Below are 23,071 nucleotides of genomic sequence, written 5' to 3'. Positions count from 1 at the left end.
GTTAAGTAGCGCAAATTCTGTTAACCCAAAGAAAAGAATTTGATACTCTTCCGCAAAATATTAAAGGTAAACAGGCAAGAAGGGCTAAAAAAATGCTCTTTTAACGTTAACTAAAAAAGGATGCAAACATGCTGGACTCATCCAAGCCAAAATATCCCCCCTTACCACTCATCCAAACATGGATATGGATGATGACTCAATCAGGAAACCCTGAGATCCAAGAAAAGGGACAGAGTAATCTAATTGCTTCTTTTGGCAGCTTAGCGAAAGCCAACGAATACTTAATTGAGCAAGAGATAAAATAACCTTATCCGACTCAATGATTTGTAAAAAAGGAGGCTAATGCCTCCTTTTTTTGTATTTATAGCTATGTATTTAAAGCTAGCAATTTCTGCGCTTAACGACACTCTCGTTGAGCATATCCAATAGCTTCTCAGAATCTTTCCAGCCGATACAAGCATCCGTCACACTTTGACCATAACAAAGTGATTGACCTTCGATATGATCCTGTCGCCCTTCAATCAAGTTACTTTCAACCATTACACCAAAGATAGACCTGTCGCCGTTTGCCATCTGAGTGCCAACATCTTCCGCAACAAGCATCTGACGTTCGAACTGCTTGCTGCTATTGGCATGGCTAAAGTCGATCATGATGTTTTTAGCCAGACCAGCTTTCTCTAGCTGCAGATTGATATCGGCGACATGCTCGGCGCTGTAATTTGGCTCTTTACCACCACGCAAGATGATATGACAATCTGGATTACCCTTGGTCTCGACAATCGCCGAATGGCCGAACTTGGTCACAGACAAGAAATGATGAGGCGCGCTTGCGGCGCCAATCGCATCGATAGCCACCTTGATAGTGCCGTCGGTACCATTTTTAAAGCCGACAGGACTCGACAGACCCGAGGCCAATTCCCGATGCACCTGAGACTCAGTTGTGCGTGCACCAATGGCTCCCCAGCACATAAGATCAGCCACGTACTGGGGCGTGATCATATCTAAGAACTCTCCCGCAGTTGGTAAGCCCAGATTGTTTAGATCTAACAACAGCTTTCTGGCAGTGCGCAAACCATCGTTTAGTTTAAAACTGTTATCCATGTATGGGTCGTTGATTAATCCCTTCCAACCCACAGTTGTTCTAGGCTTCTCAAAATAGACCCGCATAACAATTTCAAGCTGATCTTTATATCGCTCACGCAGTTCAACTAAACGCTTACCATACTCGAGTGCCGCCACAGGATCATGAATAGAGCATGGACCAATCACCACTAATAGCCTGTCATCTTTCTTGGCTAAAATGTTATGAATATTTTCACGGGCATTAAACACGGTAGCCGATGCGTTCTCAGTTGCAGGAAATCGCTCTAAGATAGCAATTGGAGGCAACAACTCTTTAATCTTATTAATTCGAACATCATCATTTTGGTAATACATGGTAATACTTAGCTCCGTCTAGCCTATGAATACAGATCTCTCAATTGTGATACTGCATTCAATTTATCCAGTAAAAACCCAGATTGCAATCAAGTTATTATTATTTCATATGATTATTTTTAATTTATTGTTTAAAAAGAAAATAACTGATAAGAAAATCTATAGCAGTGATAACAAAATGACCTTAATAACCAAAAAAAACTGCCGATAATTATCGACAGCTTGTATTTTTCAGCTTAAGTAGAGCTGTGGGACATAAACAGGATCCCGAGCTATGTCATCTCGGCCGCAAAACCAAGTAAAATACCAGGCCGATAAAAGCAGATATATTATGGTATTGCTGACCTAAAGATGAGGGCAATACTGCCGTCTAATATTTATGAGGTAATCACGCTAATGGCTTCTCATGGCATGTAACTTAGCTTGATAGCGGCGTTTATTATGCTCGTCGGTCGTTAGCTTGAGCGCTTTCTTTAAACTCTGCTCAGCACGCCTTTCATCCCCGGTAACCCAATAAGTACGCGATAGGCCAAAATAGAATTCATGTCGATAGTCGGCTTTAGCAATCGCTCTTTTATACCAGGTGAGTGCATCTTGGTATTCTTTATCGAAGTAAGCTTGCTGTGCCATACCATAGTAGTAATAAGGATTTCGAATGCGCGCCAGTTCCATCACCTTATGGACATCGGCCCACTCACCTAACCTCTCTTGTGCCGATAACATGATGGCGTAGTTATTAAGGGCATTCATTTCTTCAGGCTCAACACTCAATACGTATTTATACAAAGCCTCTGCTTGCTGATCTAATCCTTTATAACGATAGAGAACGGCTAAGGTATTTAGCGCAGGTAAGAACAATTCATCTTGCTCCAGAGCAAGCTTTAACAACCCATAGGCGCGATCATAATTCCCTTCTACTAGCGCTTCAGCCGCAATATTGTTATAGAACATAGAGACTACGGTCGCTTTGCTCACTCTGCTTTTTTGATAGCCCTGCATGGCCCGCTCGGGCAAAAAATCAATTTGAATCGATTGCGTAGAAATATTAAAGACATTGCCTTTATCTTGAGGAAGAAGTTTAAGGTTGATATGACCATTCACAAGATAGAAGCCCCCCTGCCTATCCCATACGGGTGGAATATCAATCTCTTGAAACTCCACCTTAACACCTAACTCCTTTGCCAAAGCCGCCGTTAATACCACTAACGACAAACAATTCCCCTCTCTATCATCAAAGGTATCTCTCGCGCTACGAGTGACGTTATCGGCATAGCTAAAGCCCCCATCAGCCGCATTGATATAATTGGCTAACCACTCATGTAGCATAATCTTAGACTGATGTTGGTAGCCCTTAGAGCGATTCACCTCCCTTCGAAGAGAGTTTAACGCGTCCTCAGGCAGGTCAAAGAGCGTGTCGGCATCAGGCAGAGCTTGAGGAGGGCTGAAGTACTCATCATAAAAATAAACAGATAAGTTGTCAGACGTTTGGACGCTCTGAGTTGCGCAGCCGCTCACTAGCAGCATACATAGAATGAGTAGCAGAATTAATAGAAGAATAGACCGTTTCATCACATACTCTACGCAAAGATTCTCTGCATTAAGCATATGCCATGAAAATACAACTAGAGTGTAAATGCGTTACAAAACGTAAACCCAGTGAGGCGTTCCCTAGCTAAGCTTAATCGACCTGAGACGAAGGAGCCGCGACATTTGGGGGATCGATTTGAATGAATAGCTCTTTATTCTGGTAGGGAAAGGGGCGGTAATATAAGCCTTGGCAGGAGAAGTGATGATAAGGCATGACCACAGGCACACAACCTAAGGGCAAAGCCTGTAAGATTTGAAGTTGCTGCTGAAAACGTAACGCCTCACGCCATGCATGTTGCCTTTGCACCTCATTTCGCACCGCAAAGGCATCGAAGGGTTCACTGGACTTACGCACAACTACTTGCCCAGCATTCACACTTGTTGTTAGCGTTGCAAGTGTTATTAGTCCTGCGAGCAGTAGACAACTCAGAAAATTGAACGCTTTCATAGATGAACCATTAATGAGCAATATTGCATCTACTTTAGCTTAAATTTCTTGTGTATTAAACACGAAAAGATAGAGTCAAAAATTCCGATAAACATGCGATAACTTCGAAATATAACAATGAACCACAAAGGACACGAAGAAAAGCAATATCGAGTTTTTCTTTTCTTCATGTCCAAATTAGTTGCTCACTACAGTGTCGCAAACGAAGTGAGCGCTTCGTGGTTGATATCTTTTAAAGCTGACTGACTAGCTGCCACTCTTAACCGAGACAAACTCAGGATATGCGTCGATACCACAATCAGATGCATCCATGCCGTTATACTCTTCTTCCTCGGTAACACGGATCCCCATGGTCAGCTTAAGTGCCATCCATACCGCTCCCGAAGCAAAGAACACCCAAGCGAAAATCACAGCTGCGCCATATAACTGAGTTAAAAACGAAGCCTCACTATTCGATACAGGCACCAAGATTAAGCCTAATAAACCCGCAACACCATGAACTGAGATTGCCCCAACAGGATCATCAATCTTAATTCTATCGAAGGCCACAATCGAGAACACCACTAAACCGCCTGCAGCAATACCAATGACACCCGCCATAGCCAGTGACGGAGACAAGGGATCGGCGGTAATTGCCACTAAGCCTGCCAATGCGCCATTTAAAATCATGGTCAAATCAGCCTTGCCCCAAATGAGTCGACATACAATTAATGCTGAAATAGCACCAAAAGCCGCAGCCGAATTGGTATTAACAAAAATCTTAGCTACCGCACTGGCATTTTCTGCGTCAGACAACAGCAGTTGAGAGCCACCGTTAAAACCAAACCAGCCCATCCATAAAATAAACATACCTAAGGTTGCCATGGGCAAATTAGAACCAGGAATAGGGTTGATTTGGCCGTTAGCACCGTATTTACCTTTACGTGCACCTAGCAGTAACACCCCTGAAATCGCTGCAGCCGCGCCAGCCATATGCACGATACCACTACCAGCGAAGTCGACAAAACCGGCGGTCGACAAGAAACCACCGCCCCATGTCCAGTAGCCTTCAACCGGATAGATCACCGCCGTCATAAAGACTGAAAAAATTAAGAAAGCCCACAGCTTCATACGCTCAGCCACGGCACCCGATACGATAGACATAGCTGTAGCAACAAATACCACCTGAAAGAAGAAATCTGATTCTAGTGCATGGTCGGCACCTGCTGACTGAGTACCAATCAAGGAACCAAATGAGGGTAACCATCCCCCCTCGCCATTATCAACATACATGATGTTATAGCCAACAATCAGGTACATAACACAAGCAATCGAATACAAACAAACATTTTTAGTTAAGATCTCAGTGGTATTCTTCGAGCGCACTAAACCCGCCTCAAGCATGGCAAACCCCGCCGCCATCCACATCACTAATGCACCTGAAATCAAAAAGTAAAACGTATCTAGGGCAAAGCGTAACTCAGTTACCGTCAATCCCAATTTGGTTAAATCATCCATTCGCTTATCCCCTTAAAGTGCTTCGTTATCATGTTCGCCAGTTCTGATCCGGATTGCTTGCTCTAGATCTGTCACAAAAATCTTACCGTCACCTATCTTTCCGGTCCGAGCCGCACCAGTAATAGCCTCGAGTAACATCTCTAACCTGTCAGCCTTAATCGCAATCTCAAGCTTTACCTTAGGTAAGAAATCCACTTGATACTCGGCGCCGCGATATAGCTCGGTGTGACCCTTTTGACGCCCAAAACCCTTCACCTCAGTGACCGTCATGCCTTCAATACCGACACCCGCCACCGCCTCACGCACATCGTCTAATTTAAATGGCTTAATGATCGCACTAACCAATTTCATGACTCTCTCCAATTCCTTTTTCGATTTGTGTAAACACAATTCAAGCATTAGGCCAAAACATCTAAACCAATAAATTCAGATAGATAGGGAAACCGCAAAACAAAATACCGCATATAAATGCACCAACAAGGTGCAACTATTCAGTGTGTGCACAAAGATCACGCAGTGCCAACTTAGACTTATTTCTAATTGGCTGGCTCAGAGAGATCCGCTTTACTGGCACACTCTCCCTCTTATAAATTTAAAGAAGGCAAAGATGCTAAAACCAGAAGAGTGCGTATTGGTTGTGGTAGATGTTCAGGGGCAGTTAGCGCGGATAATGCACCAGAGTGAGCAACTGCATCAAAAGCTAGCGCAGCTGATTAAGGGCGGGCAATTATTTGAAATCCCAATCCTTTGGCTGGAACAGATCCCCGATAAACTCGGCGTAACCAGTGAAGAATTAGCCCTTGAACTAAATAAGACCACATCGCCCATCGCCAAGGAGCACTTCAGTGGATGGCAGGCTAATGAGTTTCAAACAAGACTCACAGACCTAACTCAGAAACATATTATCCTTGCCGGGATTGAAACCCACATCTGCGTCTACCAGACCTGTAGAGATCTATTAGATAACGGCTATTATGTACACCTTGTGGTCGATGCCGTCTCCTCGCGGGAAGAGGCCAATAAAACCAGCGGTATTGAAATGATGCTGGCAAGCGGCGCAGTACAGACCAATGTGGAGTCACTGCTGTTTGAGCTACAGCATCAAGCGATGGGGCAGCGGTTTAAAGGCCTGCTAAAGTTAATCAAATAAACAGACTGATCCGATAAACAAGAGTCGCTCTGCTCTTTAGAGATTTGTTATTAAAGCTAAGGCTATTAAACCTGAATATCGGGTTATTTAAACTAGGTTAAAGCCAATAATAAAAAGCCCTCAAATGAGGGCTTTTAATATTTAAACACTATGCAGTGTAAGACTTACTTGTAAGTGGCTTCACGCTTTTCAGCTTCAGCATCCCACTTAGGTAAAATAGTCTTCTTGAACTCAGCTTTATCAGCGTTCATCTTCTTCATATCCATACCTAGAGCCGCTTGTGCTTTAGCCTTAGTAGAGATATCTGGAAGCGCGATAGGCTGCTTAACACCTTTCTTAGCAAGAAGTTGAGCTAGTTTAACACGAGCATCAGCAGCTTTATTTAACGCAGTACCTAGTACACGTAAGGCTTCATCTGGAGCGTGAGATGCAACACCGTGAGAAGCGATTGCATAATCCCAGCGCCATTGGCCATGACGGATATCCAATAAGATTGGTGCCATTTCAGCTTCAGTCGCACCCGCTTCCCAAGCAGCGCCTGCTTCGAAGTGAGCCTTAACTAGCTGATCTTCAGCTTGAAGTTGGATCTGCTTAACCTTAGCTTTACGCTCTTTATCAAGGTTAACCATGAACTCTTTGCTTTGCTCATGACAAGTACCACAAGTTTCTTCGAAACGATCGAATGGGTTACCCACTTTATGATCGGTGAACTTACGGCCTTCGGCATTCTTAACTTTAGGCATGTGACAGTCAGTACAACTTACATCGTTCTTACCGTGCATACCTAGCTGCCAAGTTTCATAACCTGGGTGCTGTGCTTTTAGCATTGGCGTCTTAGAAACGGCGTGAGTCCAATCTGCGAAGTCGATAGCATCATAGTATGCTTCCATATCTTCAACAGTTGTGCCCTTGTCCCATGGGAACTTAACGAAGCCTTTCTTATCAGCTGTCTTTTCGAAGTAGTATTCTACGTGACACTGACCACAAACCATTGACTGCTTGTCTTTACGAGAAGCTTTATCGAATGGTGTGCCAATTGCTTCCATACCACGCTCTGCAAATGGACGAGATAGGCGTAGTTTAGACTTACCTTTTTCGTGACAGTCTGAACAACCAATAGAGTTAACAACTTCAGGTCCGCCTTTAGCCCACTTACCCTTGAAGTAACCGTCTTCACCTTGCTCTTCAATCAGGCGTGGTACGTCTGGACTCTTACAAGACCAACATGCCATTGGCATTGGGCCGTCTTCAGCCGTTTTTGGTGCACCAGTACGTAGCGTATTACGCAGATCCGTTACCGCATAAATATGGCCACGCGCCTTGTTATAGTCTTTAGCAAAACCATAACCCGCCCAAAGAATAACTAGATTTGGATCTTGCTCAAGCGCATCAATAATCTCTACACTTTCAGAAGTTTCATGCCAGCTGTTATATTGCTTAGAGAACTTATCCTTATAAACTTCGTTACGAGGCTCTGTTTTATCACTTGCGATTGCGCTACCAGCCATTAAACTTGCAGCTACGATTGCACTGAGTGCAAAAGACTTTTTAGTTAATGTTTTCACCATCTCATCTCCATGTTACTTTTTATATTCTTTTGTATAGTCCCACCTATTACAAGGTTGAATCTAATCACTTGCGCTTAACAAAGACATACCCCCTATGAGGTATCCGATGTAAACCTTGCGGTAGATCAACTTGTGAACGTGTTGTTGGTCACACTTTTGCGTATTTGTTAATGTAATCAAGTATCCACTAATGTTAAACGACTATAAATTATCGGCTTATGTACTCCAATAAAGAGATTTTCAAATGAAAAAAGGCAGACTCACTTCGGCGATTTGGGGCTTCATGCTCACACTCATTTTATTGTCGAGTGCCCTAGCTATTTTCGCCATCATCAACTTGTCTTATAGCCTAGGAGATGCCAGAGCCATTAACGCTTCAGGTTCACTGCGCATGCAAAGTTACCGCCTCATGTTTTATACAAACTCAGGCAGTGAAGGTGCCAGCGAAAAAATTCAAGAATTCGAGAACACCCTACATTCTCAGGCACTTAAGCAATCAATGGGCTGGTATACACCACTGGATTTAAAAGAGAAATATTTGAGCGTTATCGACAAGTGGCAGGTGATGCGCTACTACATAGAGACTGAAAACTCTCGATTATATGCCGCCGCGCTAAAAGACTTTGTCGATACAATCGATCTTTTCGTGCTCGAAACTGAGCAATATGCCGCCCTAAAGTTAAGGTTTTTAGCCGTGAGTCAAATAACAGGATTAGCGTTAATGCTGTTAATTGCCTTCTTTACCGTAAGACTCGCAAAACGCAAGGTTGTTAAACCATTGCAACAATTGATGCAGGCTGCAGATACAATTTCACAAGGTAACTTTAATGTAGAGATGCCTAAAACAGAGTACCTAGAATTAAGTGCATTAAGCAGTGCATTAGACTCGACAGTGAAAAAGCTGGCAGGTGTTTATCAAGGACTAGAGGAACAGGTACAGGAAAAAACCATCGCTCTGACCCGCGCTAACAACGAATTGACCTTACTCTACGATAGCCTAGTGATGTTGCATTCCAGCAAGCTAGACTCTAATAGCTTGAGCCAAGCGCTCAACCAACTTCAGACCCACGAGAGTGAGGCCCACTTACGCCTCGTCATGGTTCAAGATGGTGAGGTCGTCGACATCATCACCACTGACAACGACGGTGATTGGCCGCACAATAGCGAAAGCACCCATCAGTTCCCATTACAATTTGAAGAGAACAACCTAGGGTACTTAGAAGTGCTCTCCTCCAAGGCCTTCTCTTTCCCACTGTTTAATAACTTTGCCATCATGCTCGCCCGCTCTATGGTGATTTATAACGCAGGTGAGCAGCGTCAGCAACTCGCCCTTATGGAGGAACGTGGCGTAATTGCCAGAGAGTTACATGACTCTTTGGGACAATTGCTATCTTTCCTAAAAATCCAAGTCAATCTACTCTCTAAAGAGCTAGATAAGACCTCTAAGAGTGAAACCGCAGCGCAGCAGCTACAAGAAATTAATGAAGGAGTGAATACCGCCTATGTTCAGCTCAGAGAGCTACTATCCACTTTCAGGCTCACCATCAAAGACCCGAACCTAGGCCATGCAATAGAGGCCATGATAGAGCAGCTACGCAGTCAATCTGATGCAGTTATCAGCTTGGACTACAAATTACCTGCGCAGTTATTGGGCCCGCATCAACATATTCATATTTTACAGCTCACTCGTGAAGCGACCTTAAACGCCATAAAACATGCCAATGCCAAACATATCCATATTAGCTGCCAGAAGGTATCGAAGGAAAAAGTGGTGTTCAGTATCAGTGATGACGGTGTTGGCATTGAGGAGTTAAAAGAGAGGGACCAACATTTTGGTCTAGGAATTATGCATGAACGCGCCAGCCGCCTCTCGGGTGTGGTAGAATTTAGCCAGAATAAAAAAGGAGGGGCTACTGTGACCCTTACCTTCCCCCCTCAACAGGAGCCAAGCGAATAGAATTCAACTTCTATGCTGCTGATTTTTGAGGGCGATTAATGGATTTTAGCGTTATTACTTTGACGAATATACCTCAGCAGGAGGCCTTAAAATGGGAAAGCCCTACTCAGTTCTAGTTATTGATGATCACCCACTGCTACGTCGTGGGATCTGTCAGCTTGTTACCTCTGACTCTGATTTCACCTTATTTGGAGAAGCAGGCAGTGGTTTAGATGCGCTATCAGCAGTGAGTGATGACGAACCTGATATCGTATTGCTCGATCTCAACATGAAGGGAATGACAGGTCTAGATACCCTTAATGCGCTCAGGCAAGAAGGTGTCACTTCTCGTATCGTGATTTTAACGGTATCGGATGCTAAACAAGACGTGATCCGCTTAGTTCGAGCCGGTGCCGATGGCTACCTGCTTAAAGATACTGAGCCAGATCTACTGCTTGAGATGCTCAAAAATGCCATGTTAGGCCACAGAGTGATCAGCGATACCGTGCAAGAGTATTTGTCAGAGCTCAATAGCTCGGTTAACGAGCAAGAGTGGCTTGAAAACCTCACCCCAAGAGAGCTCGAAATTCTGCAGCATCTTGCCGAAGGTCAGAGTAATCGTATCGTTGCTGAACAACTACACATTAGTGAAGGCACGGTAAAAGTGCATGTAAAAAACTTGCTGCGTAAAGCGAATGCAAAGTCACGCACTGAAATGGCGGTACGCTATCTAAATCAGTAAGACTGATAGCAAACCGGCTCTAAAAAGATAGCCAGTCAGATCAAAAAAGCAGCCACTCGGCTGCTTTTTGGTATTTATTTGTCTACAAATAAATCTGAGGATCGGCAATCAATTTTCGTCTAAGAAACGACGCCAACTCACTATCACTTCATAAAAGTCTTCTAATCCACAAAAGGCTTCCGACTCACCATCATAAAATGACATGGATTCATCCAATTCTTGATCATCATTATCTTCGATGTCATTGGCAAAGACTCTGGCTTGCTCACTATCCAATTCAAGCGATAACGCTTTGCCCACCAAACGCCACTCATTACCTTGGCCATTTTGTAATCGCGCAATTTGCTGACAGATCTCGACATAAAGGTCGCTATTGTCGGCAAGCTCTTCTGACAACCAAAAGCCTAATGCCTCATGATCCATACTGAAGCGGGCAAATACAGTGTCGGTAATCGTGTTACGTAAAAACTCGTATTCCATAATTGGACTCAAAAATTAAATATCTCTTCTAAAAGTCATTTTAACCCAATAACTCTATGCTTGCGCCGATTCACGCAAGATAAAATGACACAAGTATTCGCTAAGGTTAAAAACAGAGCTGAAGATAGGAATTTTTAGCCATAAGAAAGACCGAGAAAAACAGTACAAACAGAAATTGTTAGTCAGAAGACAAGTTGATGGATAAAAGCCAACAAAAAGGACGCTAAATGCGTCCTTTTTTAATGCTATCAATTTTCGTCGCTATCATCACTCAATCGAAAGATCGAGCATGAGTCATGAACATCAATTAGTGTGCGTGAGCCGCATCGGCTTCAGCAACAGGAGCATCTGCCTTTTGAATATCCAACAGCTCGACTTCAAATACTAGTGTCGAATTTGCTGGGATAGTGCCAGTGTCACGGTCGCCGTAAGCCAAGTCAGCAGGAATAACAAACTTGTACTTAGAACCAACAGACATCAACTGAACACCTTCAGTCCAACCTGGAATAACACGGTTTAATGGGAAAGTTGCAGGCTCGCCACGTGCAACTGAGCTATCAAACTCAGTACCATCAGTTAGTGTACCAACGTAATGAACTTTAACAGTGTCTGCAGCCACAGGCTTTTCACCTGTACCTTCGGTAATCACTTCATACTGTAGGCCTGAATCTGTTGTTACAACGCCTTCTTTCGCCTTGTTAGTTTCTAGGAAAGCCTTGCTTTCAGCTAGGCTCTTTTCAGCTAAAGCTGCAGCCTGTGCTTGGCGCTTCTCGTTTAGCTTCTCATCAAGGCTTTGCAAAATCGTTTGCATCTCTTCTTGTGTCAGTTTTAGCTCGCTGTTTAGACCTTCGCTGAAACCTGTCACGATCAAGCTTCTGTCCACTTTAAGACCTAGCTCTTCTTGCTCTTTAATATGGCCAGCCATGTAAGTACCGATTGATGCACCCACGCTGTAAGCTTCTTTTTGTGCTTCAGTTTTTAATTCTACAGGGGCATCGACAGCAACAGCTTGCTCTTGGTTACACGCCGTTAGACCGACTACGGCCAAAGCCACTAGTGAATATTTATAAATCGATTTCATTAAAGCTTCCTCAGCATTTACACGTGGTTAAACTAACCTTTATTTTTATTTAGGCGAACCACTTTATACTAGTTAAATTGGTTATTCCAATCAGATTGGTTAAAAGCGATTCGTCTAGTAATAACCAATCTTCTTCAATTGGATATGGAGCGATTCTCTAAACTTGTCTCGCCAAATATAGCGCTTTCTCGCTGTTAACTTAGCAGTGATTATCTTAATCGTCACCTTAAAGACAGCAAAAATCGGAGCGAGTTCATTCTCAACATCACTCAGTAAGCGCAATTGTCAGCTTTCATTCAGGTTCCTGATTCATACCAATCAGTATTAAGCTTTATTGCCTGCATTGTTTTAGAAAGCAAGTTTCCCTATAGATAGGCAGGCGTTGTATACTCTGCATAACCATAACATCTCTGATGCCTCTTAAAATCAGTCGCAGAGAAAGTGAAATCCCCTATCCATCAGAGGTTAATTTGGATAATTTAGAAAATCGAGTCGAAGAGCTAGAAATGAAAATTGCCTTTCAAGACGGCACCATTGAAGAGCTCAATACACAGGTAATTAAACTCAATAACTTGCTTGCGTCACAGCAGGAGCAACTACGACTCCTTCTTAGCAAGTTACAAGCCGTTGAACCTAGCAATATGGCAAGCCAGTCAGAAGAAACACCTCCTCCCCATTATTAATGGTTCAAGCCACTTAAGATGAGTAGATTTAACCGAGTAAAAAGAGTACAACATAGCCTGTACTTTTTAAGCATCGGATTACGATATTCATCTTATGTTCAGCTTAGGTACGCTATAAAAGCCTTGATATCGTACTGAAATATTGTATGTTTTTATTATGATTACTTTAATCATTTATAATTGAATAGAGTCGCCCAACAGCTCCAATGTTGTTCAGAGTTCATTAGCCAGACAAAGTCAGCTTTAAGGAAGACAATGCTACTAATGCAAATCAATGAGATCCTAAAATGAGAAGCTTACTACTGCTAGCGACTATGATGCTAAGCCTTAGTGGCTGCGCGTTTAACAGTATTTTTATTAATTACCCTTCTCAAATAGCTCCCGTTAAAGCTCAGCTAAATTCACCCACCCCACAAAATGCCGCACAGATTGTTGAGTCAAAAATTGATGGGGCCGATGGTTTACTCTATGCCCAAGAAGCCGGACGAAGCGCACAGATAGCCGGTAACTTCGATGCCAGTAAACAATATTACCAGCAAGCCGTATCTGCCTACCTCGCATTCGATGACAAGGCCAAGCTCAGCCTAAGCGACGCGGGAGCGACTGCCAGTAGCCTTTTCGTCAACGATAATGTTATTCCCTATCGCGGCCCAGGTTATGAGCGCATCATGCTGCACCAATATCAGGCGCTAAACTACCTGTTTGCTGGCGATCCCCAGGGTGCACTAGTCGAAGTGCGCCGCAGCAATGAGCTACAAAGCCAAGAGCAGGCCCGCTACCAAAAGTCCAACAAGTCGGTACAAGCCATGGCAAACGGCACCATAGACGCCGAGATGAATAAGCTCAGTAAGGCTGCAGGCACAACCACCAGCTCCTTTTTGAACGCCTATAGCTATTACACAACAGGCATGCTGCATGAGATACTAGGAGAGCCTAACGATGCCTTCATCGACTATCGAAAGGCGGCGCAGATCACCCCTAATAACCCCTACCTGCAGAAAGATCTAGTCAGACTCGCCAAGCAACTCTCTATGCCGCAGTACGATGAATTTAAGCGACGTTGGGGGGATGCAGTATTGCCGAACAAAGGGGATGGCCAGATCATCGTGATGCTTGAGCGTGGCTTCGTACCGGAGAAACAGAGTTTCACCGTGCCTTTTACCATTCACGGTAATTGGCAGACGGCGTCGTTAGCCACCTACTACCCTAATAGGCAGCCCGTCAGGCAGGGGCAAATTCAAGGCTTAGGTACAGTGCTAAAAACTGCCCCCTTAGCCAATATCGATGCCTTAGCCATTACCGCTCTCAAAGAGGAGCTTCCCGCAGCGCTCGTTAGGCAAGCCGCACGGATCTATGCAAAATCTGAGATGGCTCGAAGCGTCGAGAGTGAAACCAAGAAACGCAACAATGACATCGATTACGCCTCTATCGCCATGCAGATTTTTAACGTCGTCAGCGAACAAGCCGATAGACGCAGCTGGTTAACCTTGCCTGAGCAGGCACAACTCGCCCGCACCTATATAAAACCAGGTCGTTATTCACTCATGCTAGACAACAATCCAGCCGACCCCATTGAAGTCAAAAGTGGACGTACAACCTTAGTCTGGGTAATTGACACTGGTAATTACACCCGTTTTTATTCAATAATCATTTAGCTATCACTTGTATGGAACTTACTATGAAACAATTTAAAGTCATTTTTATTCTTGCAGCAGTTATCGGTTTATCTGCCTGCCAATCAAAAGTTGAATACGGTGATGCCACAGAAGTGGAAACCGTTAACGAGAACTTCGGCTCAACCGATCTTCAAGCGATTGCCGCTAAGATGGTCGACAGCATGCTGACCTTCCCACCAGTGGTGGCGATGACTGCCAACGATCGCCCAATCATCTTCGTCGATAAGATCAAGAACAAAACCTCTGAGCATATCGATACTGAATCGGTTACCGACTCAATCAGCAACAAGCTACTACGTTCGGGTAAATTCCGCTTTATCGATATGACAAAAGTGGACTCAGTGCGTAAGCAGTTAGACTACCAAAACAACTCTGGCATGGTTGATCCATCAACTGCGATAAACTTCGGTCGTCAAATTGGTGCCCAGTTCATGCTATACGGCAACCTATCTAGCATCGTTAAGCAAGATGGCAGCACTAAAGACGTTTACTACAAGATGACCATGCGTTTAATGGACCTAGAAACAGGCCTAATCGAATGGTCTGACGAGAAAGAGATCCGCAAGGTTAAGTCTAAGTCATTCTTAGGCCTATAATTATGTAACGGATTTACCCTCCAATAAAAAAGCCAGCGAGATGCTGGCTTTTTTATTGGCTAAAATTGAGCATTTTAATGCTTCTTCAGCAACTGGAAATAAGGTAACTTATGGCCTTTCTGCTCGTGAGCCAAGGCTATTTAAAAGGCAGACAAAAGTTTAGAAAATAATAAGGGCTAAAGTCCATTAAGTTTAATATTAAGGATGCTGTTTTGAAGTTGCCGTTTATAGGCTTTACCGCCGCTCTGTTTTGCTCTTTGATTACCTCAAATGCTAGCGGTAACCCAGTTAATATAGAGCGTGATGCCACTCCCTATATTAGCCAGCAAGTGGCCGCTGCACGTTCGGAGCGAATTTCAAATCTGCATTATGATCTCGACTTTACCTTAACCGAGCAGCAACGCTTTAATGCCATAAATAAGGTCAGCTTTGAGCTCAGTGATACCGAATATCCACTCACTTTAGACCTCAACCAAGCGACCATAAACAGCTTCATCATCAACGGCAAAAAACTCTACCCAAACTACAACAATAGCTACATTACGCTTAACCCTCGTTTACTCAACAGTGGCAGTAATACGATTGAAGTCGCATTTACTCGTGACTACAGCAACAATGGTGAGGGGCTACATCGCTTTGTCGATCCCGTCGATGACAAGGTCTACCTGTACTCTCATTTTGAGCCCGCGGCTGCGCAGCAGATGTTTGCCGTGTTCGATCAGCCCGATCTTAAGGCGACTTACACACTATCGGTAACGGCACCAAAAGAGTGGACAGTGATCAGCGCCATGAGGGAGACCTCGGTTAGCGCTCAAGGCGAGCAGCGCCGTTGGATATTTCCTCAGTCACCTAAGCTCAGCCCCTATAATTTCTCGATGCACGCTGGCCCTTACTATGAGTGGCAAGATAGCTCAGGTAAGTATCCATTACGTTTATTTGCGAGGCAGTCCGTTGCAAAGCAGGTCAATGAGCAAGACTGGTTTAACTACACTCAACAGGGTTTAACCTTCTTCGACAGCTACTTTGGGATCCCTTATCCATTTAACAAGTACGATCAAGTCTTAGTGCCTGACTTTCTCTATGGTGCGATGGAGAACGCCGCTGCAGTCACCTTTAGCGAGAGTCGTTTTTTATCAAATAGCAAGATGACGACTACTGAGAAGCAACGTCTAGCCAGTGTCATCATGCATGAGATGGCGCACCAATGGTTTGGCAATCTCATTACCATGAAGTGGTGGAACGGCCTATGGCTAAACGAGAGCTTCGCTTCATTTATGGGAACTATGGCCACCAGCCAGATAGAAGAGTTTGGCCATGCTTGGCGCAGTTTTTACGCCAAGAACAAACAAGCTGCTTATCAACAGGATAGTTTAGCCAGTACTCACCCTATCGAGGTCCCCGTCACCAGCAGTCAAAACGCCTTTGATAATATCGACGCCATCACCTACTCCAAGGGCGCATCAACACTGAAACAGCTGAACCACCTTATTGGCGAGAAAACATTTCAACAAGGGGTGCACAACTACCTGACTCAGTACAGTTATCAAAACGCTGAGCTAAAAGACTTTATTACCAGCCTAGAGCAGGCCGCGAAACGGGACTTAGGCCAATGGAGCCAAGACTGGCTATACCATGCCGGTGTCAACACCCTGCAGGCCGAATTTAGTTGCAGCAATGGCAGGATCAGCAGCTTTAATCTCAAGCAAACCGCTCCAAGTAGTGCCTTGCCAACTCTTAGAGAGCAAAAAGTACTCTTAGGCCTATTTACCCAAGGTCGAAACCGTTTGCACCATAATATCAGCGTTCCCGTTATCTATAGCGGCGAAAAGACAGAAGTTAAGCAAGTTATCGGCCTTCACTGCCCCGCACTCGTCTATCCTAACTATCAAGACTGGGGCTTTGTTAAAGTCAGTTTAGACTCGACCTCTTTTAAGACTGCCCGAGCTAATCTATCCTCGGTTGAAGATCCGCTACTGCGTTCCATGTTGTGGCAAAGCCTGTGGGACGGCGTTGAAAATGGCAATTTATCGTTAAATGATTACATAGGCACAGTGCTCATCAATTTACCCGGAGAGCGAGATCTCACCATCTTAGATCAGGTTTTAACCAGTCTATCGAGCGCTCGGATTTACTTAGACAAAATGGATCCGAGTAATCAACGCTATGCCAAACAAGCGATAAGAGCAATTGAACAGATGAGCCTTAGAAAGGTGATGGTCAACAAAGGTAACCGTGATATTCAGCGTCGCTGGTTGGCGATTTATATTGAGTTTGGCCGCAGCAGCGATGCCTTAGATCATATGGATGCCCTACTCAAACAAACGGCTAGCATTAAAGGGATTGAGCTGGACCAAGATCTACGCTGGCAGATGGTAATTCACCTTAACCGCTTTGATCACCGCAATGGTCGCTACTGGCTCAATAAAGAGCGCGCGGCAGATAACTCTGATAGCGGACAAAAATCGGCATTAGCCGCACAGGTCGTTCGCCCCCAAGCCGCTAAGAAACGCCAGTGGTTAAATCGAATTCAGCAACCCACAAATCTACCTTTTGCCAAGATGCGCACCGTGATGGAAAACCTGTATCCAAGCGAGCAGAAGTTACTGAGCGCCGCAACGGCTGAACAGCGACTCGATACGCTAGCACAGATAGGAAAAACACATGATCCCGTCTTTATGCGCAGCTATAACAAGACATTGATCCCAACAGAGTGCAGCTATGCTAATACCAGTCGATTACAACGTCTGATTGATTCGAGTGAAGCAGCCCAGACTAGGGCATCATTAGCAGAGACATTACCAGAAACCATACTGTCAGATGCCAGCCTACGCGCCCTTAAAGAGGCTGTGCAACACGAGCAGAAGTGTTTATTAATAAAGTCGAAAATGAAGCATTAGTACGGGTTCGAAGGTTTAAGAGAAGGTACTAGGTCCTAGGAAAAACAAAAGCAAAAGCATCGTGATGTCCACTTGTTTGCTTTAACCTCGCCACTGCTTTTCCTAGGACCTTGTTTTAATGTAGGTCGGCATTTATGCCGTCGCTTTTACAAAAAAGCAGGAACATCCATTGTAAATAGGTAAAGCTTGATGGGCTAAAGCCCAACCTACACCGGATTACAAAGCCAAAAACATAAAAGCTGAATGTAATCCCATGACCTTCTAGCTGGACCAAGTCCGCTTTAGCCGCGAAGCGCCCTCGCAGCGAGTTTACCAGTGCTCTAGAGCCTATGAAAAACAACAAGTGAAGAGCTTAGGTCCTAGGTCCTAAAACTTTGCTCTCCCTAGAACCTTCTTTCCCTAGAACCTGCTTGTCTGCTTTTGCCGCTATAATTTAGTAGCTGTTTACTCATCAAGGAGCGACATATGGGACCCTTCACGGTTGCCGCATTGGCTATCATAGGCGTGTTTGTAATCGCCGCTTTTAAGGAATACAACAAACATAAAGGTCGAGTCGAGCTCGATGAATTAGTGAGTATTAACAACGAACTAGAAAAGTTAAGAGAGCGAGTTGGCACGCTGGAGCAGATAGTGACAGACAAGTCTTATCAGCTCAAAGATGAGATCGATAAGCTTTAGGAGCTAAGAAAAGCAGGAGAATAAGGTTCTAGGTTCTAGGCCTTAGAAAAAGCAAAGCATCGTAATGCCCACTTCTCTGCTCCCTGCTTTTCCGAGCTTTTGCGTAAGCGCAGCGTTCCGTAAGTGACGCAGTCATGTTCCCTAGGCCGCAGAGCGGTCGCTGTTACCATCTTTGCTCTTCCTAGACCTGCTTTTCCTCGGACCTTGTTTTTTGGCTTTCGCTGTTCCTAGCAGGGCAAAGCCCGCCCTCGCAGCGAAGCGCCCTAGATCCTAGGTCCTAGGCCCTTCTTTTCAAACAAAAAAGCCACCTCTCGGTGGCTTTTTACTGCTAATTCAAGCGCTATAAACCTTAAACGAACAGGTCTTTAATGTTCTTCAAGTCGCCTTTACCTTCGGCAAGCTCTTCTGCAGACAAACCAGAGACTTCGTGTGGGAACACTAACCACTCATCAGATTCATGAATGAAATAGTCTGGCTTTAATGGGACAGCCGTATTTTGTGGCTTGTAATATGGGCAGGCAATACGCACATCCTTTGGCATATTCAGGCGCATTAGATCGCTTAAGTTTTCCATCAGAGCATGGATACTGCGACCTGAATCAAACACGTCATCGACAATCAGTAGACCATCACCAGCGTTAGCATTTTCTACGATGTAATGTAGGCCATGAACCTTGATCTGCTTACTCTGCTTATTGATGCCGTAGTAAGACGAAGTACGTACTGCAATGTGGTCGGTTTCAACTTTCTTAAAGTCAAAGAACTCTTGAACAGCGATGCCAATTGGAGCGCCGCCACGCCAAATACCCACGATAAACTGTGGACGGAAGCCACTTTCATAAACTTGCGCCGCTAAACGAAATGAATCCTCTAGCAATTCCTGTGCGGTAATAAAGCGTTTCTCTGACATCTGACCGTCCCCATCTTGTTATTAATATCTGAATTAAGTCTAATCGTAATCTCAGCTTTAATTGAAGTTAACTGAACTTGAAATCGATCTTGCTAAAATACCACTCTGACGAGGAGTGATAAAAATAAACAATAGTCCAAAACAGTTAAGCCAATTACGATAAAAAGTAGGTGATGACGTCTATCCCAAGATCGGAAATAGCGCCCAGTAAATCGATAAATCGAATTCACTGTTCAAAGTCTAGGCACCCACCGGATTTTGGTGGCGAATTTTATACTAAAACGCTAATAATTGCTGCAAAAAATCGGAAAACTTACGCCATAATCACTAAAAATAAAGGCAAGCTGGTAAGCTTGCCTTCATCATCAAATTAAAAGTAGCGCCTTGGTTTTATTTGATGCTCTCACTCAAAGACGGTGTACCAACTTTAGTGATCATAGAGAAGTTTCTTTCACTCGCTTCTGTAAAGTCACGAGTATAAATCGTATCAACATAGCGCCAATCTGTGCGCACCTCTTCATGGGAAAAAGTGAGCGTCATTAATCCTCGATTCATCAAGTTGGCATAGGCAAGGTTATCCACTAAATCGATAATCGCAGCCTCGGTTGCGGCTATATCTTTCTCTTCGATACCTAAGTAATACTCAAGGCCAGGAGATGATACCGAACTAGTGGCAAATTCAACTCCCACACAGTCCCCCGCCGCATCTTTTAACTCATTAGCCCATGCGTTATGGGTGTCACCAGCAATCACCACTAGATTTTTTGCCTGTGATTTTGCCGTAGCCAGAATTACCTCTCGCTCATAGGCGTAGCCATCCCAGGCATCGAGGTTATAAGGGATCGAAGGCAACTGCAGCAAAGCCATCGCCTCAGGCGTCAACTTATGTCCGTAGAAAGATAAGTACTTAAGCTCATCTTCGCTCAGCGTTGGATCGCCCGCCGCTTTGCGTGCGGCAAATTGTGCTAGCGCCGCCAACTGACCAAACTCCGGGATCGACAACTGTTGGGTTGCAATCGCTGCCGGTAGCATCATCTGCCCCATCAATACTTGTTGCCCCAATACCTGCCAAGTCGCCGTCGACGTCAGTAGCGCCGTTTGTAGCCAAGCTTGCTGCTCTTGCCCTAGCATGGTTCTGTTGGTATCGGTAATATCCGCCATAAAGCGTGCGCTATCTAACTCACCCGTAGCGCTATCCATATACTCGGCGTAATCCAATGGCTTATCTCGACCAAGAAGTCGAGTATCAAGCATATGTAGGTCAACTAAATCACCAAACTGGAATGAGCGATAGATCTCTTCATGGTTGCCTTCACGCCATGGACGGATAGGCAGCCACTCGAAATACGCCTGTAGTGCCGCTTCTTTTCGAGCATCGAAATCCCCTTCGCCATCGTTGTGATTCTCAGCGCCATTGCGCCAGCTATCGTTAGCGACTTCATGATCATCCCATACTGTGATAAACGGCGTTTTACCATGAAGTTTCTGCAAACTGATATCGCTGCGATACTGGCCATAACGGGTACGATAATCGGCAAGAGTCATCAGCTCACCTTCAGGTAAGACTTCACGCCCTAGTGCTGCGGCGCGCTCGCTGGCGTACTCACCACGTGCATACTCATAGATATAATCACCTAAGTGAATGACCGCATCGAGATCGTCCATTCTTGACGCCATCTCATAGACATTAAAATACCCTGCTGGGAAGTTAGCGCATGACACCACAGCAAACTTAGCGCTATTGATAGCGCCCTGTGGCAAGGTTTTAGTCATTGCAGGTTGCGAGGTTTTATTACCCGTTTTGAAGCGATAAAAATACTGGGTACCGGCCTCAAGGCCTACGGCATCCACCTTAACCGTATAGTCTCTGTCGCTGCTCGTCATGGTTTCACCAGTACTCACTAACTGAGTAAATGCGCCATCGGTTGCCACTTCCCACGACACCTTAATGTCACCATCACTTTTAGGGGTAACACGGGTCCAGAGTATGACGGCATCATGGCTAGGATCGCCACTGGCGAGACCATGGAGAAACTCGGCATAGATGTCATTGTTGTCGTCATCGTCACTACTACAGCCCATCAGGCCGTAGGATACGACTGCAGCGCCAACTCCTTTGGCCGACATTGCCAAAAAGTCTCTTCGAGTAAAAGGTCGTTTCATTGTTATTATTCCTTTAATATTACGTTCTAGTTTTACTTGCGTGGTACGAGGTCTAATCAGTCCGGATACTAAAGCACCACCATGACACGAAAAAGACAAAGATGTAAACCGCTTGTTAAACACAAAGAGGTGAGGTCTAGGGAAGGCTAAGGCAGTAGAAGCCGGGAAAGGCAGGGAAAGCAAAGACGGATAAAGCAAGAAAAGCAAAGCCTAAATACATGCTTTCTTTTGCTCTTATAGCAGGACGAAGTCCGCTCTATCCGCGAAGCGTCCTAGCAGCAAGTTTACGAGAGCTCTAGATTCTAGCAAAAGCAAGCAGCAATGTAGCTTTCCTAGTTCCTGCTTTTCCTAGCACCTTCTTTAAAACCTAGTACCTTGCTTTAACGTTAGCGCCTAATGCGTAAGGTGCAAGTAACCGGCGCGTGGTCGCTACTTTGGCTATCACGCTCAAAGCTTGGATTCACTAAGTGCCGGTCTTCGGTGTGATAGTCACAAACTTCGGCAACGCTATTATCAAAGCTTGGGTCAAAGTCTGCTGAAAGTAATATGTAATCCAGCACATTACCTTGAGCGCCATAGTAATGCGTCGCCGCTCGTGATGCTCGCGCTTTAGCGAGCATTCGCTCTTCTTCCACGGCAATTTCATCAGGGCTTGCATCGCTAGTCTTATCCCCAAACAAGTCCTGTAGCCCTTGCTGAAACAGCTTATAAGCATCAGTTAATGGAAAACTCGCTAACTCGCCCAGCCCCTCTTTTTCAAAACGCAGCTCTCGGTTAGTTAGTGGCGATAACACCGAGCTTGTCAGCTCTTCATTAAAATCACCCATTAGCATCATAGGTTGATTGGTCTCTATGCGTCTTTGCAGCATGGCATGAAATAACAGCGCCGCTTCACTGCCGCGCTGAATACTCGACGCCCACTGGCCAAGACTATTACGCCCTAACAATTCACCGAAATTCACCAAAGGTGTGGCAGAACTTAACCCTTTCTGCTGTGTAAACTTTGGCTGTGGCAATTCATCCAGATGCGGGCGCTTAGATTTAAAGTGCACCACGTAAATATCGCAAAGACCAATTTGCGGCAACTGCACAGTAGCGCGCAGCGGTTTACGGCTAAATGCAAAATCAGGGTTTAAGCCTAGCCCATGAATGTATTCAGGCTCAGCTTCAATCGCCGTCACTTCAGTGAAAGGAAATTTTGAGGCAAGACCGACAACTGGATCGCGGCAAATATAATCGTCAATAACTGTAGGTTCACCCACAGTGACAAAATGCTCATAACCCGCTGCGCGCATTTGCTCAGCTAATGCTGGTGCAGAAAACACCTCTTGCAAGCCAATGATATCAGGCTGATGCTGCGCTAAAAACTCCGCTAACCAAGACTGCTTTTTTTGCCATTGCTCTGCGCTATAGATATTTTCAAAGTCGTAATACGCCAATGGCGGTTCAATGTAATTAAACAGGTTAAAGCTTGCTAGTTTGACCCTGTTTGTTTTGCTACTTGTATTCGCCATTACTACCTTTTCCATATGGATATCTAAG

General features: G+C 44.7%; 20 protein-coding genes. 9 read left to right on the top strand and 11 right to left on the bottom strand.

What is annotated here, in order from left to right:
• Positions 1-128 precede the first annotated feature (128 nt).
• Positions 129-305, top strand: coding sequence for a hypothetical protein (locus Q1A86_RS00750; RefSeq protein ID WP_299801780.1), 177 nt, complete (start codon positions 129-131; stop codon positions 303-305).
• A 76-nt stretch (positions 306-381) separates the two neighbouring features.
• Here Q1A86_RS00750 and aroG read toward each other — a convergent pair whose 3' ends face one another.
• From aroG to Q1A86_RS00725, 5 genes are all read right to left on the bottom strand, one after another.
• Entirely contained in the window at positions 382-1,437 is a 1,056-nt protein-coding gene (gene aroG, locus Q1A86_RS00745) for a 3-deoxy-7-phosphoheptulonate synthase AroG (protein WP_299801779.1), read from the bottom strand.
• Between the two features lie 393 nt (positions 1,438-1,830).
• On the bottom strand, positions 1,831-3,006 hold the full coding sequence (locus tag Q1A86_RS00740) for a hypothetical protein (protein ID WP_299801778.1): 1,176 nt from the start codon (positions 3,004-3,006) through the stop codon (positions 1,831-1,833).
• 109 nt (positions 3,007-3,115) lie between these two features.
• Positions 3,116-3,472 carry a hypothetical protein gene (locus tag Q1A86_RS00735; RefSeq protein ID WP_299801777.1) on the bottom strand — a complete coding sequence of 119 codons (357 nt, stop codon included), beginning with the start codon at positions 3,470-3,472 and terminating at the stop codon, positions 3,116-3,118.
• 246 nt (positions 3,473-3,718) lie between these two features.
• Positions 3,719-4,969 carry an ammonium transporter gene (locus Q1A86_RS00730; RefSeq protein ID WP_299801776.1) on the bottom strand — a complete coding sequence of 417 codons (1,251 nt, stop codon included), beginning with the start codon at positions 4,967-4,969 and terminating at the stop codon, positions 3,719-3,721.
• Positions 4,970-4,981: 12 nt separating this feature from the next.
• Entirely contained in the window at positions 4,982-5,320 is a 339-nt protein-coding gene (locus Q1A86_RS00725; protein WP_299801775.1) for a P-II family nitrogen regulator, read from the bottom strand.
• Positions 5,321-5,576: 256 nt separating this feature from the next.
• Between Q1A86_RS00725 and Q1A86_RS00720 the strand changes: the two genes are divergently transcribed.
• Positions 5,577-6,119, top strand: a complete 543-nt coding sequence (locus Q1A86_RS00720) for an isochorismatase family protein (protein WP_299801774.1) — start codon at positions 5,577-5,579, stop codon at positions 6,117-6,119.
• Positions 6,120-6,283: 164 nt separating this feature from the next.
• Here the strand turns inward: Q1A86_RS00720 and nrfA are convergent, their stop codons facing one another.
• Entirely contained in the window at positions 6,284-7,687 is a 1,404-nt protein-coding gene (gene nrfA, locus Q1A86_RS00715) for an ammonia-forming nitrite reductase cytochrome c552 subunit (RefSeq protein ID WP_299801773.1), read from the bottom strand.
• 244 nt (positions 7,688-7,931) lie between these two features.
• Here nrfA and narQ point away from each other — a divergent pair, with 244 nt between their 5' ends.
• Positions 7,932-9,644 carry a nitrate/nitrite two-component system sensor histidine kinase NarQ gene (narQ, locus tag Q1A86_RS00710; protein WP_299801771.1) on the top strand — a complete coding sequence of 571 codons (1,713 nt, stop codon included), beginning with the start codon at positions 7,932-7,934 and terminating at the stop codon, positions 9,642-9,644.
• A 91-nt stretch (positions 9,645-9,735) separates the two neighbouring features.
• A complete protein-coding gene (locus Q1A86_RS00705; RefSeq protein WP_299801769.1) occupies positions 9,736-10,365 on the top strand; it encodes a response regulator in 630 nt (209 codons plus the stop codon).
• Positions 10,366-10,473: 108 nt separating this feature from the next.
• Here Q1A86_RS00705 and Q1A86_RS00700 read toward each other — a convergent pair whose 3' ends face one another.
• Both Q1A86_RS00700 and fkpA read right to left on the bottom strand, forming a co-directional pair.
• A complete protein-coding gene (locus Q1A86_RS00700) occupies positions 10,474-10,845 on the bottom strand; it encodes a YacL family protein (protein WP_299801767.1) in 372 nt (123 codons plus the stop codon).
• A gap of 307 nt (positions 10,846-11,152) precedes the next feature.
• The gene (fkpA, locus tag Q1A86_RS00695) at positions 11,153-11,926 is read right to left on the bottom strand and encodes an FKBP-type peptidyl-prolyl cis-trans isomerase (protein WP_299801765.1); all 774 of its coding nucleotides are present in this window, start codon (positions 11,924-11,926) and stop codon (positions 11,153-11,155) included.
• 470 nt (positions 11,927-12,396) lie between these two features.
• Here fkpA and Q1A86_RS00690 point away from each other — a divergent pair, with 470 nt between their 5' ends.
• The 5 genes from Q1A86_RS00690 (at position 12,397) to Q1A86_RS00670 (ending at position 18,456) form a co-directional block, all read left to right on the top strand.
• Positions 12,397-12,609: a SlyX family protein gene (locus Q1A86_RS00690; protein ID WP_299801763.1), complete on the top strand. Its 213-nt coding sequence runs from the start codon at positions 12,397-12,399 to the stop codon at positions 12,607-12,609.
• A gap of 287 nt (positions 12,610-12,896) precedes the next feature.
• Entirely contained in the window at positions 12,897-14,264 is a 1,368-nt protein-coding gene (locus Q1A86_RS00685; RefSeq protein WP_299801761.1) for a hypothetical protein, read from the top strand.
• A gap of 23 nt (positions 14,265-14,287) precedes the next feature.
• Complete coding sequence (lpoB, locus tag Q1A86_RS00680) at positions 14,288-14,881, top strand: penicillin-binding protein activator LpoB (protein ID WP_190272095.1); 594 nt, start codon at positions 14,288-14,290, stop codon at positions 14,879-14,881.
• A gap of 212 nt (positions 14,882-15,093) precedes the next feature.
• The gene (pepN, locus tag Q1A86_RS00675; protein ID WP_299801756.1) at positions 15,094-17,778 is read left to right on the top strand and encodes an aminopeptidase N; all 2,685 of its coding nucleotides are present in this window, start codon (positions 15,094-15,096) and stop codon (positions 17,776-17,778) included.
• Between the two features lie 465 nt (positions 17,779-18,243).
• The gene (locus tag Q1A86_RS00670; RefSeq protein ID WP_299801755.1) at positions 18,244-18,456 is read left to right on the top strand and encodes a hypothetical protein; all 213 of its coding nucleotides are present in this window, start codon (positions 18,244-18,246) and stop codon (positions 18,454-18,456) included.
• Positions 18,457-18,805: 349 nt separating this feature from the next.
• Here the strand turns inward: Q1A86_RS00670 and Q1A86_RS00665 are convergent, their stop codons facing one another.
• The 3 genes from Q1A86_RS00665 to Q1A86_RS00655 all read right to left on the bottom strand — a co-directional run bounded on the left by Q1A86_RS00665 (position 18,806) and on the right by Q1A86_RS00655 (position 23,058).
• Positions 18,806-19,366, bottom strand: coding sequence for a phosphoribosyltransferase (locus Q1A86_RS00665; RefSeq protein ID WP_012154082.1), 561 nt, complete (start codon positions 19,364-19,366; stop codon positions 18,806-18,808).
• Between the two features lie 390 nt (positions 19,367-19,756).
• A complete protein-coding gene (locus Q1A86_RS00660; RefSeq protein ID WP_299801752.1) occupies positions 19,757-21,529 on the bottom strand; it encodes an alkaline phosphatase in 1,773 nt (590 codons plus the stop codon).
• 386 nt (positions 21,530-21,915) lie between these two features.
• Positions 21,916-23,058 (bottom strand): endonuclease/exonuclease/phosphatase family protein, encoded by a 1,143-nt coding sequence (locus tag Q1A86_RS00655; RefSeq protein ID WP_299801751.1) that lies wholly within the window; start codon positions 23,056-23,058, stop codon positions 21,916-21,918.
• Positions 23,059-23,071: the final 13 nt, after the last annotated feature.

The sequence above is a fragment of the uncultured Shewanella sp. genome, assembly GCF_947497935.1.
In the GTDB taxonomy this organism is placed as follows: domain Bacteria; phylum Pseudomonadota; class Gammaproteobacteria; order Enterobacterales; family Shewanellaceae; genus Shewanella.
The sequence above is the reverse complement of the archived record's forward strand: the minus strand, read 5'-3'. Positions and strand labels throughout refer to the sequence as shown.

Bases quoted from the DNA above. Each gene is read 5' to 3' on its own strand.
- Q1A86_RS00685 (WP_299801761.1), top strand. From the start codon at position 12,897: ATGAGAAGCTTACTACTGCTAGCGACTATGATGCTAAGCCTTAGTGGC.
- nrfA (WP_299801773.1), bottom strand. From the start codon at position 7,687: ATGGTGAAAACATTAACTAAAAAGTCTTTTGCACTCAGTGCAATCGTA.
- Q1A86_RS00735 (WP_299801777.1), bottom strand. From the start codon at position 3,472: ATGAAAGCGTTCAATTTTCTGAGTTGTCTACTGCTCGCAGGACTAATA.
- Q1A86_RS00720 (WP_299801774.1), top strand. From the start codon at position 5,577: ATGCTAAAACCAGAAGAGTGCGTATTGGTTGTGGTAGATGTTCAGGGG.
- Q1A86_RS00655 (WP_299801751.1), bottom strand. From the start codon at position 23,058: ATGGAAAAGGTAGTAATGGCGAATACAAGTAGCAAAACAAACAGGGTC.
- Q1A86_RS00665 (WP_012154082.1), bottom strand. From the start codon at position 19,366: ATGTCAGAGAAACGCTTTATTACCGCACAGGAATTGCTAGAGGATTCA.
- Q1A86_RS00730 (WP_299801776.1), bottom strand. From the start codon at position 4,969: ATGGATGATTTAACCAAATTGGGATTGACGGTAACTGAGTTACGCTTT.
- Q1A86_RS00660 (WP_299801752.1), bottom strand. From the start codon at position 21,529: ATGAAACGACCTTTTACTCGAAGAGACTTTTTGGCAATGTCGGCCAAA.
- Q1A86_RS00700 (WP_299801767.1), bottom strand. From the start codon at position 10,845: ATGGAATACGAGTTTTTACGTAACACGATTACCGACACTGTATTTGCC.
- Q1A86_RS00740 (WP_299801778.1), bottom strand. From the start codon at position 3,006: ATGAAACGGTCTATTCTTCTATTAATTCTGCTACTCATTCTATGTATG.
- narQ (WP_299801771.1), top strand. From the start codon at position 7,932: ATGAAAAAAGGCAGACTCACTTCGGCGATTTGGGGCTTCATGCTCACA.
- Q1A86_RS00725 (WP_299801775.1), bottom strand. From the start codon at position 5,320: ATGAAATTGGTTAGTGCGATCATTAAGCCATTTAAATTAGACGATGTG.
- lpoB (WP_190272095.1), top strand. From the start codon at position 14,288: ATGAAACAATTTAAAGTCATTTTTATTCTTGCAGCAGTTATCGGTTTA.
- fkpA (WP_299801765.1), bottom strand. From the start codon at position 11,926: ATGAAATCGATTTATAAATATTCACTAGTGGCTTTGGCCGTAGTCGGT.
- aroG (WP_299801779.1), bottom strand. From the start codon at position 1,437: ATGTATTACCAAAATGATGATGTTCGAATTAATAAGATTAAAGAGTTG.
- Q1A86_RS00705 (WP_299801769.1), top strand. From the start codon at position 9,736: ATGGGAAAGCCCTACTCAGTTCTAGTTATTGATGATCACCCACTGCTA.
- Q1A86_RS00670 (WP_299801755.1), top strand. From the start codon at position 18,244: ATGGGACCCTTCACGGTTGCCGCATTGGCTATCATAGGCGTGTTTGTA.
- Q1A86_RS00750 (WP_299801780.1), top strand. From the start codon at position 129: ATGCTGGACTCATCCAAGCCAAAATATCCCCCCTTACCACTCATCCAA.